The 17,586-nt window shown below is 63.6% G+C and carries 15 protein-coding genes and 1 pseudogene; 9 read left to right on the top strand and 7 right to left on the bottom strand.

Annotated features, from left to right (window positions below; all coding sequences use genetic code 11):
- Nucleotides 1-79 precede the first annotated feature (79 nt).
- Nucleotides 80-1,507: an FAD-dependent oxidoreductase gene (locus R4P95_RS13735; RefSeq protein ID WP_317744179.1), complete on the bottom strand. Its 1,428-nt coding sequence runs from the start codon at nucleotides 1,505-1,507 to the stop codon at nucleotides 80-82.
- A 96-nt stretch (nucleotides 1,508-1,603) separates the two neighbouring features.
- Here R4P95_RS13735 and R4P95_RS13730 point away from each other — a divergent pair, with 96 nt between their 5' ends.
- A complete protein-coding gene (locus R4P95_RS13730) occupies nucleotides 1,604-2,170 on the top strand; it encodes a TetR family transcriptional regulator (protein WP_213576066.1) in 567 nt (188 codons plus the stop codon).
- 63 nt (nucleotides 2,171-2,233) lie between these two features.
- On the top strand, nucleotides 2,234-3,643 hold the full coding sequence (locus tag R4P95_RS13725) for an FAD-binding oxidoreductase (protein WP_317744180.1): 1,410 nt from the start codon (nucleotides 2,234-2,236) through the stop codon (nucleotides 3,641-3,643).
- 121 nt (nucleotides 3,644-3,764) lie between these two features.
- Here the strand turns inward: R4P95_RS13725 and R4P95_RS13720 are convergent, their stop codons facing one another.
- A complete protein-coding gene (locus R4P95_RS13720) occupies nucleotides 3,765-4,403 on the bottom strand; it encodes a lipase family protein (protein ID WP_317744182.1) in 639 nt (212 codons plus the stop codon).
- Nucleotides 4,404-4,747: 344 nt separating this feature from the next.
- Here R4P95_RS13720 and R4P95_RS13715 point away from each other — a divergent pair, with 344 nt between their 5' ends.
- The 6 genes and pseudogenes from R4P95_RS13715 to R4P95_RS13690 all read left to right on the top strand — a co-directional run.
- Nucleotides 4,748-5,728: a zinc-binding alcohol dehydrogenase family protein gene (locus R4P95_RS13715; protein WP_317744183.1), complete on the top strand. Its 981-nt coding sequence runs from the start codon at nucleotides 4,748-4,750 to the stop codon at nucleotides 5,726-5,728.
- A gap of 53 nt (nucleotides 5,729-5,781) precedes the next feature.
- Nucleotides 5,782-6,312 carry a MarR family winged helix-turn-helix transcriptional regulator gene (locus R4P95_RS13710; RefSeq protein WP_317744185.1) on the top strand — a complete coding sequence of 177 codons (531 nt, stop codon included), beginning with the start codon at nucleotides 5,782-5,784 and terminating at the stop codon, nucleotides 6,310-6,312.
- A gap of 208 nt (nucleotides 6,313-6,520) precedes the next feature.
- Nucleotides 6,521-7,675 carry an acyl-CoA dehydrogenase gene (locus R4P95_RS13705; RefSeq protein WP_317744187.1) on the top strand — a complete coding sequence of 385 codons (1,155 nt, stop codon included), beginning with the start codon at nucleotides 6,521-6,523 and terminating at the stop codon, nucleotides 7,673-7,675.
- Nucleotides 7,676-7,702: 27 nt separating this feature from the next.
- A complete protein-coding gene (locus R4P95_RS13700) occupies nucleotides 7,703-8,500 on the top strand; it encodes an SDR family oxidoreductase (RefSeq protein ID WP_317744188.1) in 798 nt (265 codons plus the stop codon).
- Nucleotides 8,501-8,759: 259 nt separating this feature from the next.
- Nucleotides 8,760-10,427, top strand: coding sequence for an AMP-binding protein (locus R4P95_RS13695; RefSeq protein WP_317744189.1), 1,668 nt, complete (start codon nucleotides 8,760-8,762; stop codon nucleotides 10,425-10,427).
- Nucleotides 10,428-10,560: 133 nt separating this feature from the next.
- Nucleotides 10,561-11,010, top strand: a pseudogene (locus R4P95_RS13690) (4-hydroxy-2-oxovalerate aldolase); the annotation flags it as partial.
- A 79-nt stretch (nucleotides 11,011-11,089) separates the two neighbouring features.
- On the opposite strand, the gene R4P95_RS13685 reads toward R4P95_RS13690, so the two are convergent.
- The 5 genes from R4P95_RS13685 to R4P95_RS13665 form a co-directional block, all read right to left on the bottom strand.
- Nucleotides 11,090-11,884, bottom strand: a complete 795-nt coding sequence (locus R4P95_RS13685; RefSeq protein WP_317744190.1) for an IclR family transcriptional regulator — start codon at nucleotides 11,882-11,884, stop codon at nucleotides 11,090-11,092.
- A gap of 75 nt (nucleotides 11,885-11,959) precedes the next feature.
- Complete coding sequence (locus R4P95_RS13680) at nucleotides 11,960-12,973, bottom strand: hypothetical protein (RefSeq protein WP_317744191.1); 1,014 nt, start codon at nucleotides 12,971-12,973, stop codon at nucleotides 11,960-11,962.
- A 33-nt stretch (nucleotides 12,974-13,006) separates the two neighbouring features.
- Nucleotides 13,007-14,299 (bottom strand): MFS transporter, encoded by a 1,293-nt coding sequence (locus tag R4P95_RS13675; protein ID WP_317744192.1) that lies wholly within the window; start codon nucleotides 14,297-14,299, stop codon nucleotides 13,007-13,009.
- Between the two features lie 46 nt (nucleotides 14,300-14,345).
- Nucleotides 14,346-14,891 carry a hypothetical protein gene (locus tag R4P95_RS13670; protein ID WP_317744193.1) on the bottom strand — a complete coding sequence of 182 codons (546 nt, stop codon included), beginning with the start codon at nucleotides 14,889-14,891 and terminating at the stop codon, nucleotides 14,346-14,348.
- Entirely contained in the window at nucleotides 14,891-16,132 is a 1,242-nt protein-coding gene (locus tag R4P95_RS13665; protein WP_317744194.1) for a phosphotransferase family protein, read from the bottom strand. Before R4P95_RS13665 ends, R4P95_RS13670 begins: the two co-directional genes overlap by 1 nt.
- A gap of 478 nt (nucleotides 16,133-16,610) precedes the next feature.
- On the opposite strand from R4P95_RS13665, the gene R4P95_RS13660 reads away from it, so the two are divergent.
- Nucleotides 16,611-17,531 (top strand): LLM class flavin-dependent oxidoreductase, encoded by a 921-nt coding sequence (locus tag R4P95_RS13660; RefSeq protein ID WP_317744195.1) that lies wholly within the window; start codon nucleotides 16,611-16,613, stop codon nucleotides 17,529-17,531.
- Nucleotides 17,532-17,586 lie beyond the last annotated feature (55 nt).

The raw sequence follows: 17,586 nt of genomic DNA, 5'->3' as shown, positions 1-17,586 counted from the left end.
TAATGAACCGTCGGCCAGGTGAGTTTTGTCTCGATGAAGTGAAGGGATATGGGACAGTTACACAGCAAACCTGGATAATTCAGGCTGAGACCGGCATGCGGCCGGTCCACCGCTTCAAGGCCACTCGCCACCCATCGGACGCACTGTCGCCCGCCCACGCGATGTACCCGTCGGGCCGCACGAGCAACGCGGGTCCGTCGCCGAGCCGGGTCACGGCGTGAACCCCGGAAGGCACGGGCACGTCCCGCTCGGCTATCAGGACGAAACCGCCGGAGCGCAGTACCTCGTGCAACCTGCCGGCGGCAGTCGGAATGTCCTCGGCCCGCCTGCCCACCAGTTCGCTGTCGCCGGTTCGGTGCTCGTACCGGATCCCGATACCCGAAAAAGTCTCGGCGACAGCACCACCGGTCGGCGGAAACCGCAGAAGAGTCGCGACCACCACATTCCGGATCTTCCGCAGCACCCACGGCCGGAGCGTCATCATTCGCATCGTGGTGCCGCTGGTCCGGAGAACCATCCTTCCTACCGGATGCCGTTCGGCGTGATAGGTGTCGAGCACGGAGTCGTCCGCCCCGCCGAGCACCGCGGCGAGCTTCCATCCGAGGTTGGCGGCGTCCTGTATGCCGGTGTTCATCCCCTGCCCACCGGCGGGTGAGTGCACGTGCGCAGCGTCGCCGGCAAGAAACACTCGCCCCGTCCGGTACTGCGGGACCTGCCGTTCGTCGCTGTGGAACCGCGACTGCCATTGCACCGCACCGAGGCCGTGGTCCGTACCCATGGCGCTCTCGATGACGTCGCGCAATTCGGCCCGGTCCACCGGAGCGCTGTCGTCCACCTGATGTCGCCGGTTCCAGGCGATCACCCGGAAGAGGTTGCCGCCGTATGGGGCGAGGAAGGCGAATCCGTCGCGCACCGCGTTGACGGTCACGATGCTGTCGGGCGGATTCCGGAGTTCGACGTCGGCGAGCATGATCGAACGGAGCACCGCCTTTCCGGGAAACGGCTGACCGATCATCTGCCGCACCGCACTGTGTGCGCCGTCGGCCCCCACCGCGTACGCCGCGCGAAACGCGTGTTCCACTCCCGACGTGTCCCGCCCGCGCACTGTGACACCGTCGCCGTCCTGGTGCACCCCGATCACGGTGATGCCGCGGATGATCTCGGCACCCTGTTCACGGGCGTGCCGCTCGAGGAGGGAATCGACATTTCGCTGGGGAGTGATGAGTACGAATGGGAATCGCGATGAGAGGCCGGCGAGATTCAATTCCGCACCTCGCCACATCTTCAACCCCGGAGACGGCGCGCCCGAGGCGACCAGCTCGTCAGCGAGTCCACGTGCGTCCAGCAACTCCAGGGTGCGGGCATGAACACCGAATGCCCGACTGAGCGGTGAGGGTACCGGCCGCTTGTCCAGAACGGTCACCGATCTCCCTGCGGCTGCCAACTCCCCGGCAAGCATGCATCCGGTGGGCCCTGCGCCGATCACCACGACGTCGGTGTTCTTCATGACGGTCCTCCGATCGAGCTCCGAGTCAACGCCTGTTGACTTCTACGGTAAGCGCCTTCGATCGCCAAGTCAACAACTGTTGACTACACTCGGAGAATGCCCGAACGACGTACCCGCTCCGCTGTCGCCACCCGCGCCGCGATCCTCGACGCGGCCCGCGCCCGATTCGGTGCCGAAGGCTACGACCGCACGACGATGCGGGCTGTCGCATCGGATGTCGGCGTCGATCCCGCCCTTGTGATCCGCTACTTCACCAACAAGGAATCGCTGTTCGCGGAGGCGGCCGAGTTCGAACTCCACCTTCCCGACCTCCACGACGTGCCGGTCGACTCACTCGCCACCGTGCTGATGCCGAGATTTTTCGCCGTGTGGGAGAACGACGGCGCGTTCCTCCCGCTGCTACGGGCGGCGTCCACCAGCACTCGGGCCGCCGAGACGATGCTCCAAGTGTTCGCCCGGCAGGTGGCCCCGGCACTCGCGGCGGTCGCGGTGGATCGGGCGGCGGAACGCGCGGCCCTGGTGGGATCGCAGATCCTCGGACTTGCGTTCGCGCGCTATATTCTTCGTGTTCCACCGCTGGCGGAGATGACACATGAGCAGTTGGCGCGGTGGGTCGGGCCAGTCCTCGAGCACTACTTGACCGCCCCGCATCTGCGAGACTGAAGACGAATGAGGGTCCCGCGGACGCAGCGACAGGCGGGCAACGCAACCGACTAGGAGGCGCTCGTGAGGTCACCGTCCGCGGAATGTGTCCAGCAGCTGAAAGCGATTGTGCCCGATCGGGTGCATCTCCCGGATTCGCCCTCCTACCGAAATGCGCTCGGGCGAGTCTTCTTTCCCGACGCCGCGAGACGGCGTCCAGCCTGTGTGGTGCAGCCGGTTTCCGCTGCGGAGGTCGCGACGGTCATGGCCATCGCGCACCGAACGGGCGGTGCGATCACCGTGCGGGGCGGCGGTCTCAGTTCCAACTGCGTTGCCGACGGTGCCGTCATGCTCGACCTCTCCGCACACCTTCATACCGCCCGCCTGGAGGGTGATCGCGTCGTGGTCGCGGGCGGCGCCACCATGGGAACGATGCTCGACGCCCTCGCGCCCGCCGACCGTGTGGTGCCGGTCGGCATCGTCCAGCACGCCGGCTTCGGGCTCGCCACTCGCGGTGGCTTCGGCTACCTCACCCGCAGCCTGGGCCTGACGCTCGATCATCTCGTCGAGGTCGAACTCGTTCTCCCCTCCGGTGAGATTCTTCAGCTGTCCGAGGCCAGTACCGGCGACGAGGCCGATCTGTGGTGGGCGGTGCGAGGATGTGCGCCCTGCTTCGGCGTCGTCACCTCAGCGGTGTTGCGCACCCATCGGGCGGGCCCGGTATGGGTCGACCGAATGATGCTGGGACTCGACGCCCTCGCCACCTACTTCCGTGTGGCACGGGAGCTTCCGCGCGACACGACCATGGGCGCCGTCCTCGGTTACAGCGACGAGTCAACCGACGAACCGGTCTTGTTCGTCTACACCGCCTGCGCGAGCCGGGACGAGACCACCATCGCCCGCGCCCGCACGTCGGCGTCCGGCGTGGCCGCGGCGTCGAAGAACGTGCTCTACCGCTCGGAGATGTCCGGTCGATACCTCGATGGTTTACCCGAGTTCACCCCGCCCGGTCTCGGCGGACGAGAACCCGAGCCGATCCGTCTGCCAATACCGGGCGAGCCGCGCGGATCCTTTTTCGGCAAAGCGGTTTTCACCGGTCCGACCCTCGATTCCGACCTTGCCGAGGCGCTGGCCGCTCAGATCCGCGGTGCTCCGACCCGTCAGTGCCGTATCGACTTCCAACACAGCGGCGGTGCCCTCGCCGACGTGGACGACACCGACACCGCGTTTTGGGGCCGCACCGGCGAATGGAACGTCCCCCTCAACGCGGTCTGGTCCGACCCCTACGACGGCGCCGCCTGCCTGGCGTGGGCAGGCGGTGCGCTCGACGCGCTCGCACCGCACACGATCGGCGTCTACAGCGTGGAAGTGCGGCCGGGGTTCCCCGAGACCGGCGTCGAGATCAGCGCGGCCTACGGAGGAAACCTCCGGCGACTCCGGACGCTGCGACAAACCCACGATCCGCGTGGAGTGCTTGCGCACTATCCGCTCTGAGCTGTGGAAGTGCCGCAGTCATCTACGGCAGCCACCCTGTCGAAACGTGCTGCGAGGAAATCGATCGCACCTTCGGCACCGGTGATCAACATAGTGTTGTGGCTTCCACCTGAGGGACGCATCACCTGCACGGTTGCGCCCGCGGCACAGGATTGACGGACGAACTCGTCGTGGACCGCGACGGGCACCAACTCGTCCTCTTCCGCGTGATGCTGTAGATCGGTGCGCTCGTCCCGACCGCGGTCGGACTGTTCACGGTCAGGGCGTCGCGCAGCGCGGGAAGGTCGAAGGGCCGAGGGTCGATCGTGTAATCGCGAAGCGACCGGAATGCATGTGTCGCAATCAGTTCGACGGCGCACGCTGCGCTACTTGCCTGCATTGCCGCCCGACCCTCGGGGCTGAACAATTCGCCCAGTCGCTTCTCGGGATATGCGCGGTCGATACCGGTCACTCCGCCGAAGGTGAGACCGAAACGGTACCCACCGTCGACGTTTCGCATTGTCGCTTCGAGATCGGCCGGTAATTCACCCAACGCCAGTGCGTCGACGCCTAATTCGGGAGCATGGAACTGCTGTAGCTGGGCAGCCCAGGCCGTGGCGAAGGCACCCCCGGAGTACCCCCACAGCCCCGTCGGCGCGTTCACGTCCAGTCCTGCCGGCTCGAAATTACGAGCAGCGCGGACCCCGTCGAGAACTGCGTAGCCGGCTTGCGGACCCGCGAGGACCCGGACTCCGGGAGGCGGAGCCCGTCGCCCGTCCACGGCGTTCTCGGTACCAGCACCGTGGCGACGTCGGCCACAGGTTCTCGGTGCGAGTCGAGCGACTTGTAGAGCAGCTGCCAGGAATCTACTGGGAGTGGCACACTCAGGGCTGTCGCGGTCACCGGTCGCGACCGCAGGATCGTCCCGTCCGGCCGCGCTTCATAGCCGGCTGGAGCTCCGTAGAACGGATCCTCGGACGGCACCGGCATGTCGGCGGCCGCAGGACCGGCGACTCCGACCACGCCGCTACTCAGCGACGTCACCAAGGCAAGACACACGAGCCACCCTGCTATGCGCATGGAAAACATGCTACCGTGCGAATGGTACGACCGAAAGGACTTTCAGTGGATGCCGTGGTACTACGCGAATTCGGGGAGCCCGACGTCCTGCGACTCGAGTCGGTCCCCGATCCTGCCCCGAGCCCGGGCTGGGTCACCGTCCGCCTGAAGGCGGCCGCACTCAACTGGCATGACGTGCTCGTCCGCCAGGGTAGGTATTCGTCACCCCTGCCGCACGTACTCGGCGCCGACGGCGCAGGCGTGCGCACCGACACGGGCGAAGAAGTTCTTGTCCTCCCGTCGCTGTGGTGGGGCGATCGAGAGGCCGCACCCAGCGCACAGTGGGAGATTCTCGGTGATCACCAGCGAGGCACGTATGCCGAGTCGGTACGAGTTCCCGAAGGATGCGTCGCCCCCAAACCACATGGCCTCAGCTGGGAGCAGGCCGCTGCGCTACCTCTGGTCGGACTCACCACCTATCGCGCCCTGTTCACGCGCGGGCGTCTGCGGGCCGGTGAGAACCTCTTGGTTCTGGGCGCCGGCGGCGGCGTCGCGACCATGGCCGTCATGCTGGCGTCGGCCGTCGGCGCAAACGTGACCGTCACATCGTCGTCAGCCGACAAGATCGCGCAGGCGCAGGAACTCGGTGCGGCCAACGGGGTGCTCTACACCGACTCGGAATGGCCGGCGGAGGCTCGCAGCCTCACTCCGAACGGGCAGGGTTTCGACCTCGTCCTGGACTCGGTGGGGACTTGGGAACCGTCCATCGCAGCACTGCGACCAGGTGGCCGGTTGGTCGTGCTGGGCGCGTCGCGGAGCGAGCACGCCACCCTCGACGTCCGCCGCTTCTACTTCGGCCAGTACGAACTGATCGGAACCACGATGGGCAGCCCCCGGGACTTCACGGGGCTACTGACCCTTCTGGACACCGAAACCGTCCCGCCCGTACCCATCAGCGCGGCGTTTCCGCTCGCCGAAGCAGCCGCGGCACACAAGTACCTGGAACAGGGAGGCGGGTTCGGAAAGATCGTCCTCACGCACTGCTGACCGCCGTTTACTATCTACCTCGACGCGGTTCGGTGACGACGAGAGGACGCCCAGTGGCGAGTGAACTCCCGATGTCGGCCGGCGATCATGGACACGACGTGGTCGACTGGATGCGAGCCGAATGGTCCGAGCGGCGGGATTCGGCCGACCTGGAATTCGGAACCACGATGGCGCTGCTCCGTGCCCATCAGTGGGTGGTGCGTGCCATGGACCAGGAACTGCGCTCACTTCGCTTGTCCCGCAATGCCTATCTCATTCTGATGTCGTTGCAGCTGTCAGAGCAGCGAACCCGCACGCTCGGCAAGTTGAGCAAGTACCTCACGGTCCACCCCACCACCGTGTCGATGGCGGTCGACCAACTCGTGAAAGCGGGCTTCGTCGAACGTCACGCCCACGCGACAGATCGCCGCACCGTTCTCGCAACCCTCACCCCCGCCGGCCTCGAGGTGGTCGAAGACGCGAATGATCGCCTTGCTGCGGTGCGCTTCGGCCTTGCGTCGGTCGACACCGAGACACTGGAAGCCTTGATCGAACAATTGCAACAGGTACGTCGCGCGGTCGGCGACGTCGAGACCGGGCTCTGAGCTACCGGACACGCTCTCGCGCAGTACATCTACCCGGCACACCCCCTGCATTATCTACCCGGAACACCCCTTGCACCGTGAGCTTTGACGCCCTACTATTCAAACCTAGAATAGTTTCCTGCGGCGAGGAGCGGCCGTCCGGCCTCCTGCACGACAGCACTCCCTCGCCGTGATCATCGATCCGAGCCACGCACAGGAGCACACTCCGATGGTTTCATTTGCATTCACCGACGAACACGAAGAGTTCCGAAAGACGTTGACCTCGTTCAGCGACCGAGTCCTACTTCCCGGCTATCGCGACCGCGCAGCGTCGACGGACTTCCCCTTCGACATTATGAAGAAAATCGGCGACCTCGGCTTGCTCGGCATCGGCCTGCCCGAAGAGTACGGCGGCACAGGAACCGAAGATCCTGTACTTCTCGGGATCGCCACCGAAACCCTCGCCTACGGTGACGTGAACATGGCATCCGCACCCGTCCAGATCGGCCTGGTGGCCTCTCAGCTGACCCTGTGCGGGAACGAAATCCAGGAGCGATACCTCCCACCCCTCATCAACGGTGAACAGACCATTGCCATCGCATTGACCGAGCCCGGGTCGGGCTCCGATGCCAGTGCGCTGACCACCACCGCAACGGCCGTCGAGGGCGGATGGCGCCTGAACGGCGAGAAGACGGCCATCTCCTGGGCGATGAACGCCACTGCCGCGCTCGTCTATGCGCGCGAGCCGGGCTCCAGCCGTTCCCGGGGCGTCAGTTGCTTCGTCGTACCGCTCGATGCGGACGGCGTCAGCGTCAGCCACATGCCCGGCATGGGATGCCTTCCCCTGGGGTGGGGAAGCATTCATCTGTCGGACGTGTTCATTCCGGAGTCCCACCTCGTCGGCGAACTCGGCAAGGGCTTTCACTCCGTCATGGATCACTTCGACTTCAGTCGAGCCGCCCTCGGACTGATGTGCCTCGGCGCAGCGAAACAGAGCCTGGAGGAAGCCGCCGCGTACGCACAGCAACGGGAGACGTTCGGGCAACCACTCTCCGAACACCAGGGACTTGCATTTCAATTCGCCGAACACGCAACGTACCTCGAAGGCGCACGATGGATCTGCTACCGGGCACTATGGCTCCGCGAGACCGCCCAACCCCACACGGCGCTGGCGTCGATGAGCAAGTGGTGGCCGCCCGTTGTAGCAAAGAACGCAATCGAGTTCGCCATGCGTGTCCACGGAAACCTCGGGTACTCCACCGAATCGCCTCTGCAGCAACGGTACCGGGATGTCACAGCCTACCTCGTGGCGGACGGCACCGCCGAGATCCAGAAGCGCATCATCGCTAAGGACATCTTCGCCCGCGGCACAGTATCCCTCTGACCCACATCACCCTGAACGGACCAGACAATGGGAACGCAAGAAATTTCACCACCGAAAGAACTGAAGGACAGTAGTGGTCTGATCGTGGGCGGCACCGCCGGGATCGGGCTCGCAACCGCCGTGGGCCTCGCCCAGGCCGGGGCACCCCGCATCATGGTCGTCGGACGCAATCCGGAACGCGGACAGGTCGCCGCCGAACGGATCTCGTCCGCCAACTCATCGTGTGAAGTGACCTTCTTGTCAGCCGACGCAACCACCGTCGACGGCGCCGCACACATCGCATCCGAAGCCGAGCGGATCCTCGACGGCGTCGATATCCTCGTTTCCACGACGGCCGCCGACACCCGGCCGGAACTGTTCGCGAACATTCCTACCGACGACATCGCGCGCATCTTCAATCAACTCGCGCTGCCGTGCATGTATCTCGCGAGTGAAATCGTTCCCCACATGACGGTGCGGAAGAGTGGCGTCATCATCAACGTCGCATCGGACGCAGCCAAGACCGCGACACCGGGCGAGTCCGTCATCGGAGCGGCGAAGGCGGCGATCGTCATGTTCACTCGCACCCTCGCAATCGAGGCAAAGCGCAATGGAATCCGGGTGAATGTCCTGACGCCGTCGCTGGTCGCGGGCACCGGGTCGACCGAACGCATCACCTCCGACGGATTCAGCGCGAAGCTGTTCGCCAAGGCAGCACAGCAGGCGCATCTGGGCGTCCCAGAATCCGAAGACTTGGCTGCGCTGGCCGTCTTCCTCGCTTCCCCCGCCGCACGTCGGCTGACCGGGCAGGCTATCAGCGTCAACGGGGGAATCTCCGCGGCCTGAGATCTGCCTTCGAACCGGGGGCGAAACCCCTCGTCCGGGTGACGCATGGGTGCCGTTCATGCGACCACGGGGACACAGTTGCCCGCCGCATCCACGCCTCCGAACATCACTCATCCCAACGGGGCAATTTTCCCGCCGTGAAGGATGAGTACGCGTTCGATTCCCTCCTCTGATCACCTTCCCAGACGGTATTATGGTTCGACCAAACCTTTTGTCCTCCTCCTGCCGAGGCAAGGCACCTGAAAGCAAGGATCCGCACATGGATGTCATGGAAAACGCGGGAGCAATCCTCCCCGAGGACCGATACAGTGCGAGCACCCTCGAGTTGTTCCGTTCGAACGGATACTGGCGCGACGAGACCCTGGCCCAGCATGTGGATCGCTGGGCGACGATCGACCCGGACTTCGTCGCTGTCACCGACGGCTACGGATCACTCACCCGGGGTGAGTTGCGGGCCCAGGCGTACCGCCTCGCTTCCTCACTGAAGAAGCTGGGCGTCACGCGCGGGGACCGAGTGCAAGTCCAGCTGCCGAACTGGAACGAATTCGTCGTCATCTATGTGGCGCTCGCCAGAATCGGCGCCGTACTCGTACCCACGATGCCGGTCTACCGGCACGACGAGGTTCGCTACGTACTGGAGCACTCCGGTGCGAAAATATCCTTCGTCACAGAGGAATTCCGGAACTTCCGGTACACCGACATGCTGGCCGAGGTCCGTCCCGAGGTGCCCGGACTCGAGCATGTGGTCGTCGTGCGCGGGACGGCGGGGGCCGACGAAATCGCGTTCGATTCCTTGACCGCCGGCGACCACGTCCCCGGTGACGACGAACTCGGGCCGCCGCCGTCTGCCGATGCCGCCCATGCCATCATCTACACCTCAGGAACCGAGTCGCGACCGAAGGGCTGCCAGCACACTTTCAACACGCTCTCCTTCACCGTCTACGGGTTGGGTAGGCAGGTGATGGGACTGAGTCCTGACGACATCATCTTCATGCCCTCCCCCGTGACACATGCGACCGGGCTCGCCGTGGGCGTGACGACACCATTGATTCTCGGAAGTGGGATCCACCTTCTCGACGTGTGGGAACCAGGCGAGGGCCTGCGGCGTATCGCGAAATTCAAGACGACGGTGAGTATGGCCGCGACACCGTTCCTTCAAATGGCTCTCGGGGCCATCGAGGCCGGTGCCGACCACGATGTCAGCTCGATGCGACTCTGGGTCAGCGCCGGCGCACCGATACCGGAAACGCTGCTGCAGGAATGGAAGAAGGCGCTGCCCGACTGCACGCTCCTCCCGGTGTACGGCAGCAGCGAAGGCCTTCTGGTGACGGCTGTCCGTGTCGACGATCCCGTCGAAAAGGTGCTTTCCTCCGACGGGCGGGCCTTCGATGGTGTCGCTCTCGAAATCCGCGACGAAGAGGGTGCTGTGGTTCCAGCGGGCGAGGAAGGCCAGATCTTCTACGGGGGACCGGGCATCTTCCTCGGATACTGGCGTGACTCCGAACGCACGGCCGCATCGGTCGACGACCGTGGGTTCCTCGCATCGGGTGACCTCGGCCGCGTCGACGAAGCCGGCTACCTCCGGGTCACCGGACGGATCAAGGACTTGATCATCCGCGGGGGCATGAACATCTCGGCACGGGAGGTGGAGGAACACCTCTTGGCGCATCCGCAGATCATCGCGGCAGCAGCTGTGTCGATGCCCGACGCCCGTCTCGGCGAGAAGGTGTGCGCCTTCATCGTCGTCAACGGACCCGCGCCGACCCTGCAGGAACTGGCGGACTTCCTCCGAATCGAGCGGAAAGCCATGATGCAAAAAATTCCCGAGAAGCTAGTGTTCGTCGATCAACTCCCCACCACCGCGACCGGGAAAATCCAGAAGTTTATTCTCCGGAAGCAAGCGGCAGAACAGGTCGCCGACGCCTAGGTCCGGCCGAGGCAGCAGCACCGCTGGACCGCATATGCGGCGTCGATATCGGTGACCCCGAGTAGGTCTGGCCGGTGACGTCCATGTCGGCGAACAGCACACCGAAATCGGGTTGATTCACACCGAGTTGTTTCTCGACCCCGGCACGCAGATCGGTATCCACGCCCACGAGAACCTCTCGCTGTCGGTGGCCAACAGCGTCGTCGCCGTCGAAGAAGGCGTCACCCGCGTCGACGCATCCCTCGCCGGGCACGGCGCGGGCGCCGGCAACTGCCCACTCGAGGCATTCATCGCCGTCGCCAATCTCCAAAGGTGGAAACACCGCTGCGACCTGTTCGCCCTCCAAGACGCCGCCGACGACCTGGTTCGCCCCCTCCAGGACCGGCCCGTGCGCGTGGACCGAGAAACCCTCACCCTCGGCTACGCCGGCGTCTACTCCAGCTTCCTCCGCCACGCCGAAACCGCCGCGAAGCAATACGGAATCGACGTCCGCACCATCCTCCAAGAAGTCGGCAAACGCGGACTCGTCGGCGGACAGGAAGACATGATCACCGACATCGCCCTCGACATGACGGCCCTGTAGGGCGGGTTCGTCATGACGGAGATCGACTCGCGCTGCCGTGCACGTATGTCGCGAGCGATACCGTTCACGGACGCGCCCTTCAGTTGTCGTCCGACGGACGGATCTCACTGATCGCAGGGGAAATCCTCCGAGCGGTCGCTCGCATCTGTGCGACGAGACCGGACCCGAGAGCGGCGTGGAATCGGATTGTCGGCATCGCGACGACCAGTGCCCCGAGGACCGCTCCATCGCCGTTACGTAAACAGATTGCCACAGAGGAAAGTCCGACCTCTACGGAGTCGACCGCTGTCGCATAACCGTTCTCGACTATCGTCCGCAGCTCCTTCTGAAGTAGTTCGAACTCTGCGGCCGACATGTGATCGGGCGCGAGAGCGTAATCCGAACGGTATAGCTGGGCGAGCGCATCCTCGTCGAGTTGGGCAAGCAAAATCTTGCCTCCGGCAGACATCCGCGCTAGCGGCACATGTCCTTGACGGTTTCCGACCCTGAGCAGTTTCTCGGATTCGACGGTACCGATCACACGGGACTCGACTCCGGTACGAACCACGAGATTTACTGTCTCGCCGGTGCAAGAGGACAATTGGTTCATCGGCTCGAGGCAAGCATCGCGGAACGTTCGAGTCCAAGACGAGCCTGTGGGGCCGACCCCTATCGACGGACCTGGAAGGTACCGTCGAGACTCGTCTTGAACGACGAAACCGTGATAGATCAGCATGGCCAGCAGGCGATGCGCCGTCGACTCGGCCACACCGATCTCCTCGGCAGCATCCTTGAGTCGGAGACTGCCATGGTCGCGGACGGCACTCAGCAACAGTAATGCGTTGTGCACGGATTCGATCATGTAAGTCGGCTTACTGATCGGCCTCGTCTTCATATCAGGATGGTAGTCCGACTTCGCGCCGTCCGGAATGTCTGCATACCGATCGACACCACCGGTCGACCGCTACGCTCAGACTTGAACGAGCCCTCGAGTCTCCGACTGCAACCGCCCGAGACTTCGGTTCAACTCGGACAGGTGCCGGGTACTCATGACGACTCCATATCCGTCGCGGTCCGCACACGTCCAGCGCATGAGTGCGTTGTGCACCATCGCGGTTGGAGCCGCGATCCAGGGTGCTCCAACGTGTGGTGTTGCTCGAAGCCGAAACTTCTTCCCGCGAATATCAGTCACAGTCATATCGATGCCGGTACACACCATCCCGAGGTGATTACTGGTCATCTCCAACTCGTCGGTGAGCCCATAAACCTCACTGTCCTCCATCACGTAGCCGTGGGAGAGCTGGAACGCGTTCGGATTTGCCACACCCGGATTCCACGGGCAGATCATGTGGAAGGCCAGATCCTCACCGAAAGTCGCGGATACGATGTGATTCGGCTTGCCGGCCTTCATCGGATCGCGAGGGCCCCAACTGCGATCCATGCGCTCGATGGAATCGACAATGTACTCCCGACCTCTGACGATCATCGTGCCGGTCGCCCGTCCAGTCGCGTCCGCATGACCCACGACCTGCTTCTTCCCTGACTCCAAGTCTGCGTGGATATCGAGGACCGAACCCGCCTGGGGGCTGTGCGTCGGATCGTGAATATCGAATGGGTCCATCAAATTCGTCCAGTCGACGTGAATCTCCGTGCCGTCGTCCGCAACGTAGTCGATCCGGAACTTACGCGGGGCGTCCACCGCATCGATCGACAGGCCGATCGGAGAGTCGATCCGACTGAATCGCACCGGCGCGGGTAGATGCGGATTCTCGTTGTAGTGCAGTAGTTCCGCACGAGTATCGGTAAGCGATCCGCAGACCATTACCTGGTTCCACATCACTCCTAGGCCAGGGCGCACGTTCGTGTAGATCAATGCATAGAGATCGGCCTCCGGAACCACGATCGGGAATAGGATCGTCTCGACCCACAAGTAGTCTGCCTCGGGCGGGTTCTGATATTCGAAGTGCTGAGCATCGAATGCCATTGTCGTTTCACTCCTCAGTTGTCGGTCGTTCGGTCAGTTGGGTCGGGGTTTCGCCAAGGTCCGGGCAGCGATAACGCCGGCGACGACAGTGATGGCAACGACACCGATCGCGTAGAAGGACGGTGCGGTCGCCCCACCGAGTCCGGCGATGGCCGCAAGGATGATCGGCGTCGGACCCGCGAATATCGTTGTGGCCGTCTGCCATCCAAGCGACAGTCCCGTGTATCGGGTGTCGGTCGCAAACATTTCCGACAGCAGTGGGGTCACCGCGGCGATGTTCGCCGCAACCACCGGGGTGACAACCACCATTGCGGCAACCGCAAGGGCAAGCACCCCACTAGACAGAAGCACGAGGGACGGGTAAATGAGCACGATCAACGTTGCCGAGGAGGCGAACAGGAGCGGGATCCGGCCCACCCGGTCCGACAGTCGCGCAAACGGTAAGACGGCGGTGCAGTAGGCGACCAGGCCGACGAAGGTGATCAGTTGAGCATCCGCAGACGAGAAGTCCGTGAATTCCTTCAACGCGGAGGGCAAGTAGATGAAGTACAACGCCATCATGCACGAGTTCGTCGCCGCGATGCCGATCCCGATCAGAACAGAACGGTAGTCTCGGCGCAGCGTGGTCAACAGCGGCGACTTCTGCACGCCACCTTCCCGGGACAGCACGGTGAACGCCGGTGTCTCCTCCAGCTTGAATCGGATGTACAAACCGATCAGCCCCAGCGGCAGCGACAGCAGCAATGGTAACCGCCACCCCCACTGCGACATCGACTCGGCCGACAGTGTCCGGGTCAGCACCATCGCCGTCCCCGATCCGAACAACATCGCCCCACCCACGGTCAGTGAGATAAACCCGACGAAGAACCCCCGCCGGGACGGCGGTGCGAACTCCGCAACCAGCGAGGCGGCTCCCCCGAACTCACCGCCCGCAGAAATACCCTGTACGAGGCGCAATACCATCAGCAGAATCGGTGCCGCGACACCGATCTGGTAGTACGTCGGCAGGACCCCGATTCCAGCCGTCGCGAGCGTCATCAAGAGAATGACGACGGAAAGGACGGTCCGCCGGCCGTACCGGTCCCCCAACGGTGCGAAAATCACCGCACCAAGTGGACGGGCCAGGAAGCTCACCGCGAACGCGCCGAACGTCAGCAGCAGGCTCACGAACGAGTTCCCGGTCGGGAAGAATGCCTGGGCGATGAACGTCGCCACATAGCCGTAGATGACGAAATCGTAATACTCGACGAAGGTTCCGAAGCTGGCAGCCACGATCGCTCGCCGGCGAACAGCGGTCGCGACCGTACTATCGGGTGTGGTGATCACCGCTGATGGCATATCTCCTCCTGATGCATGCGTATGAACGACGGGGCTAGTGCGCACTGTTCGTGGCTGTCGGGGCGCCGAGTAGGGAGCTCAGGGGCGGAACTGCATCCGGGTCCGGATCGACTCCCTGGGGAAGAAACCACGACCGCTGCATCTCCACGAGCGGTCGCGAGTGGTCGAGAACGAGCCGAGAGACCTCGGCGAAGATGCCCGAATCGGAGGTGTGTGCAGATCTCACGAAGTCGGAAATCGCTCGCGTCAGAGAGTCTGTCACCCGATCAAGAAGTCCATACTCCGGAATCGCGACTTGCTCAGCGGCATAAGCTTCCTCGAGTACATCGGCGAGCCGGACTCGCGCGCCATGCTCGACGTCATAGCAACTGAGGCACTCTGCCAGAACGCGATACGTCCGAAACTCGTACAGCTTCCGTGGATACTCGTATTGCGCCCGGTCTCGATAGAAATCGAGAACGCCGGTGATCACCCGTACCTGCTCGGCGGCCAGCGAGTTCGAGCCACCCAACGCCGGCGTGACCGTCAGGCGCAGCGAGCGAGAGGCGGCATCGAACGTGTTCGCAGATTTGTTCACCATCACAAAACCTCCTCGAGATCCTTACCGAGTTGAAGAGCCATCAGGTATCCGGTCGCCTCGAGCCCAGTCAGCAGTACGTCCTGATGTGTCTTTCCAAGCTTCGAAACGCGGTAAGCCGACCCCAGGGCGGTGACGACCGACTGGTACTCGTTCAAGATCCGGTAGAAAGTCAACTTCTCGGGATCGACGGTCAAGCCCGACGCCTTCTCGTACCGTTCGAAGAAGGCGGTGGTCGGCAGCAGCCCTGTAGCCAGGAATTCGGAGCCGTCCTCGGTCGGGTGGCCGAACGGGTATAGCGTTGCCCACGCAAGGTCTCGGTGGCGATCACCGAGGAAGCTGCGCTCCCAGTCGAGGATTGCGGTTATCCGTCCGGTGTCTTCGTCGAACAGGAAGTTCCCGCCGCGGTAGTCACCGTGGACGAGACTGACATGGTCGAGGGCCGGAAGGTTGTCCATGAGCCACCCTGCTGCCACATCGAGAAGCGGAAGATCTTCACCGCGATCCTCCTCCCACACCCGTCTAGCGCGGTTCACCTGCCATCGGGCACTTTCGCTGCTGCCGACGCTCGGCCATTCGTAGTGATCGAGCGACACCGACTCCAGGTCGAATGTGTGAATACGCGCCAAGAGGTCGACGAACTGTGGCGCCAGCGCGGCCCGCAGATCGGCACCGTAGTTGATGCCGATGCCGGCGATCCGGCTTTGCGCGCGACTCGGCTTCGCAGATCCAGGTACCCAGGTGTAGACGAGGGCGGGTTCGGGGAACCATCGACCGTCCTCGTCGACCCAGCGGACTGTAGGAACAGGCACTGTTCCTGCGAGGGCGTTGATGACCTCGAACTCGCGCATCCGACTCGTGGCGTTCAGAGACTCCGGCGGTTCCATACGGAGCACCAGGTGTTCGGTGACCGGACCGTCGTCGGGACCGTCATAGGTCAGAGTAAAACCCACCTGGATCTTCGAGGCACCACCGGTCAGCCACCGTAGGTCCTGAATCTCGAATTTCGACGGTAGAACGTCTCGCAGCATGGCTTCGAGTGCCTTCGCGAGGAGGCCGAGATCGTAGTTGCGAAATCCCGCCCCGGTCCGGCGCTCCATTTTGCGCGTAAGCATCCGGTCGTATTCGGTTTCCGTGGGAAACCGCGCTCGAATCCGCTGGATGAGATCCGGCATGGGTTCGTCTCGATCGGCGTCCGAGATCACTACGGGAGCGTGCCGATCCCAATTGACGGTTGCACTCATAAATTCCTCATCGCGCTCAGGGCGGGAAACGCCGTGATCGGAGACCTGCGTTTCGGCTCCGGGAAGTTGGCCTCGCAAGTCGGACGGTGATCGCCTCGACACACGAAACGCTAATGTGACCGGCCCCACAGGTACAGAAGGTTCTGCTGTGCAGAAGATGGGAGACCGGGCACTTCCACCAATCCGAAGGGCAGCAGCTCAATTGGAACTCGCCGGTTCGCGTAATCACGAACGGGCTCCGCCGCGAGCATCCACCAGCGGCAGTCCTTAACTGGACATGACACGGAGCATGCGTGCGAAGTAAAGAATTACTCTGGTGTCGTCCGCCTGATCTCCGAAGTGAGTCGGATCGACGGCCGATACACCCCGCACGCCTATCGGCGACCCCTCGTGGAGCGTTATCTGCAAATCATCGCGGTCCTTGCAACGGCCGTCTGAGCAGTTTATGGTCAGTCCATTCGCATGAGAGGAGATCAGCGTGTCGATCAGAGTGGGGTTGTCGGTCACTGATGCACTCCTCGTCCCGAAACCCGCAGATCGGCGGCTTCTTCTCGATTCCGCGGCCGAAGCCGGGCTCGACCACATCACCGTCGGTGACCACATCAGCTTCCACGGCGGTACCGGGTTCGACGGCATGGTGTCGGCCACAACCGTCCTGTCCAGCCACGACACTCTGTCGGTGATCATCGGTATCTACCTGCTCGGCTTGCGGCACCCGATGCTCGCCGCCCGTCAGATCGCGACGCTCTCGCAGATCGCGCCCGGACGGTTGGTCGTCGGTGCCGGCGTCGGCGGTGAGGACAGATCCGAGATTTCGAACAGCGGGGTCGACCCCAGCACCCGCGGCCGTCGGCTCGACGAAACCCTCGAGGTTCTGCGTGCCGTTCTCACCGGTGAAGAGGTCACCCATCACGGTGAGTTCTTTACCCTCGACCAGGCACGAATCTTGCCGGCGCCGCGGCCCGCGGTCCCGATCCTCATCGGCGGCCGAGGTGAATCCGCCATTCGCCGCACCGCCCGCTACGGCGACGGCTGGCTCGGAATCTTTTGCACACCGCGACGGTTCTCCGAGACGCGTACCGCAATCCTTGACGCCGCCGCACGGGAGAACCGCGCTCCCGACTCGTTCGGCGTGAACGTCTGGTGTGGCCTCGACACCGACGCCGATGTTGCGGATCGTCTGGTGGGCGAGAAGATGCAGGCGTTGTATCAGTTGCCGCGCGACAAGTTCCGTCACCTGGCACCTTCCGGAACATCCGAGCAAGTGGCCGAGTGGCTGAACTCGTTCGTCGAGGCAGGTGCCGACAACATCACCCTGGTCCCGGCAGCCACCTCTATGGAAGCGGCGATCGAGCACACGGCCTCGGTCCGTGCACTACTGCTCGAGCATCACAGCTGACCGGGCACACAGCACCACTCGTCCCACGACTACGCGACCATCCGTCGCTACACAG

The organism is Rhodococcus sp. IEGM 27 (genome assembly GCF_033142305.1).
Taxonomy (GTDB): domain Bacteria; phylum Actinomycetota; class Actinomycetes; order Mycobacteriales; family Mycobacteriaceae; genus Rhodococcus_F; species Rhodococcus_F oxybenzonivorans.
Note: the sequence above shows the minus strand (reverse complement) of the source record. Positions and strands in the feature narration are given on the sequence as shown.

Coding starts and splice junctions, on each gene's coding strand:
- R4P95_RS13665 (WP_317744194.1), bottom strand. CDS start 16,132: ATGAGTGCAACCGTCAATTGGGATCGGCACGCTCCCGTAGTGATCTCG.
- R4P95_RS13695 (WP_317744189.1), top strand. CDS start 8,760: ATGGATGTCATGGAAAACGCGGGAGCAATCCTCCCCGAGGACCGATAC.
- R4P95_RS13680 (WP_317744191.1), bottom strand. CDS start 12,973: ATGGCATTCGATGCTCAGCACTTCGAATATCAGAACCCGCCCGAGGCA.
- R4P95_RS13685 (WP_317744190.1), bottom strand. CDS start 11,884: ATGAAGACGAGGCCGATCAGTAAGCCGACTTACATGATCGAATCCGTG.
- R4P95_RS13670 (WP_317744193.1), bottom strand. CDS start 14,891: ATGGTGAACAAATCTGCGAACACGTTCGATGCCGCCTCTCGCTCGCTG.
- R4P95_RS13705 (WP_317744187.1), top strand. CDS start 6,521: ATGGTTTCATTTGCATTCACCGACGAACACGAAGAGTTCCGAAAGACG.
- R4P95_RS13700 (WP_317744188.1), top strand. CDS start 7,703: ATGGGAACGCAAGAAATTTCACCACCGAAAGAACTGAAGGACAGTAGT.
- R4P95_RS13730 (WP_213576066.1), top strand. CDS start 1,604: ATGCCCGAACGACGTACCCGCTCCGCTGTCGCCACCCGCGCCGCGATC.
- R4P95_RS13735 (WP_317744179.1), bottom strand. CDS start 1,507: ATGAAGAACACCGACGTCGTGGTGATCGGCGCAGGGCCCACCGGATGC.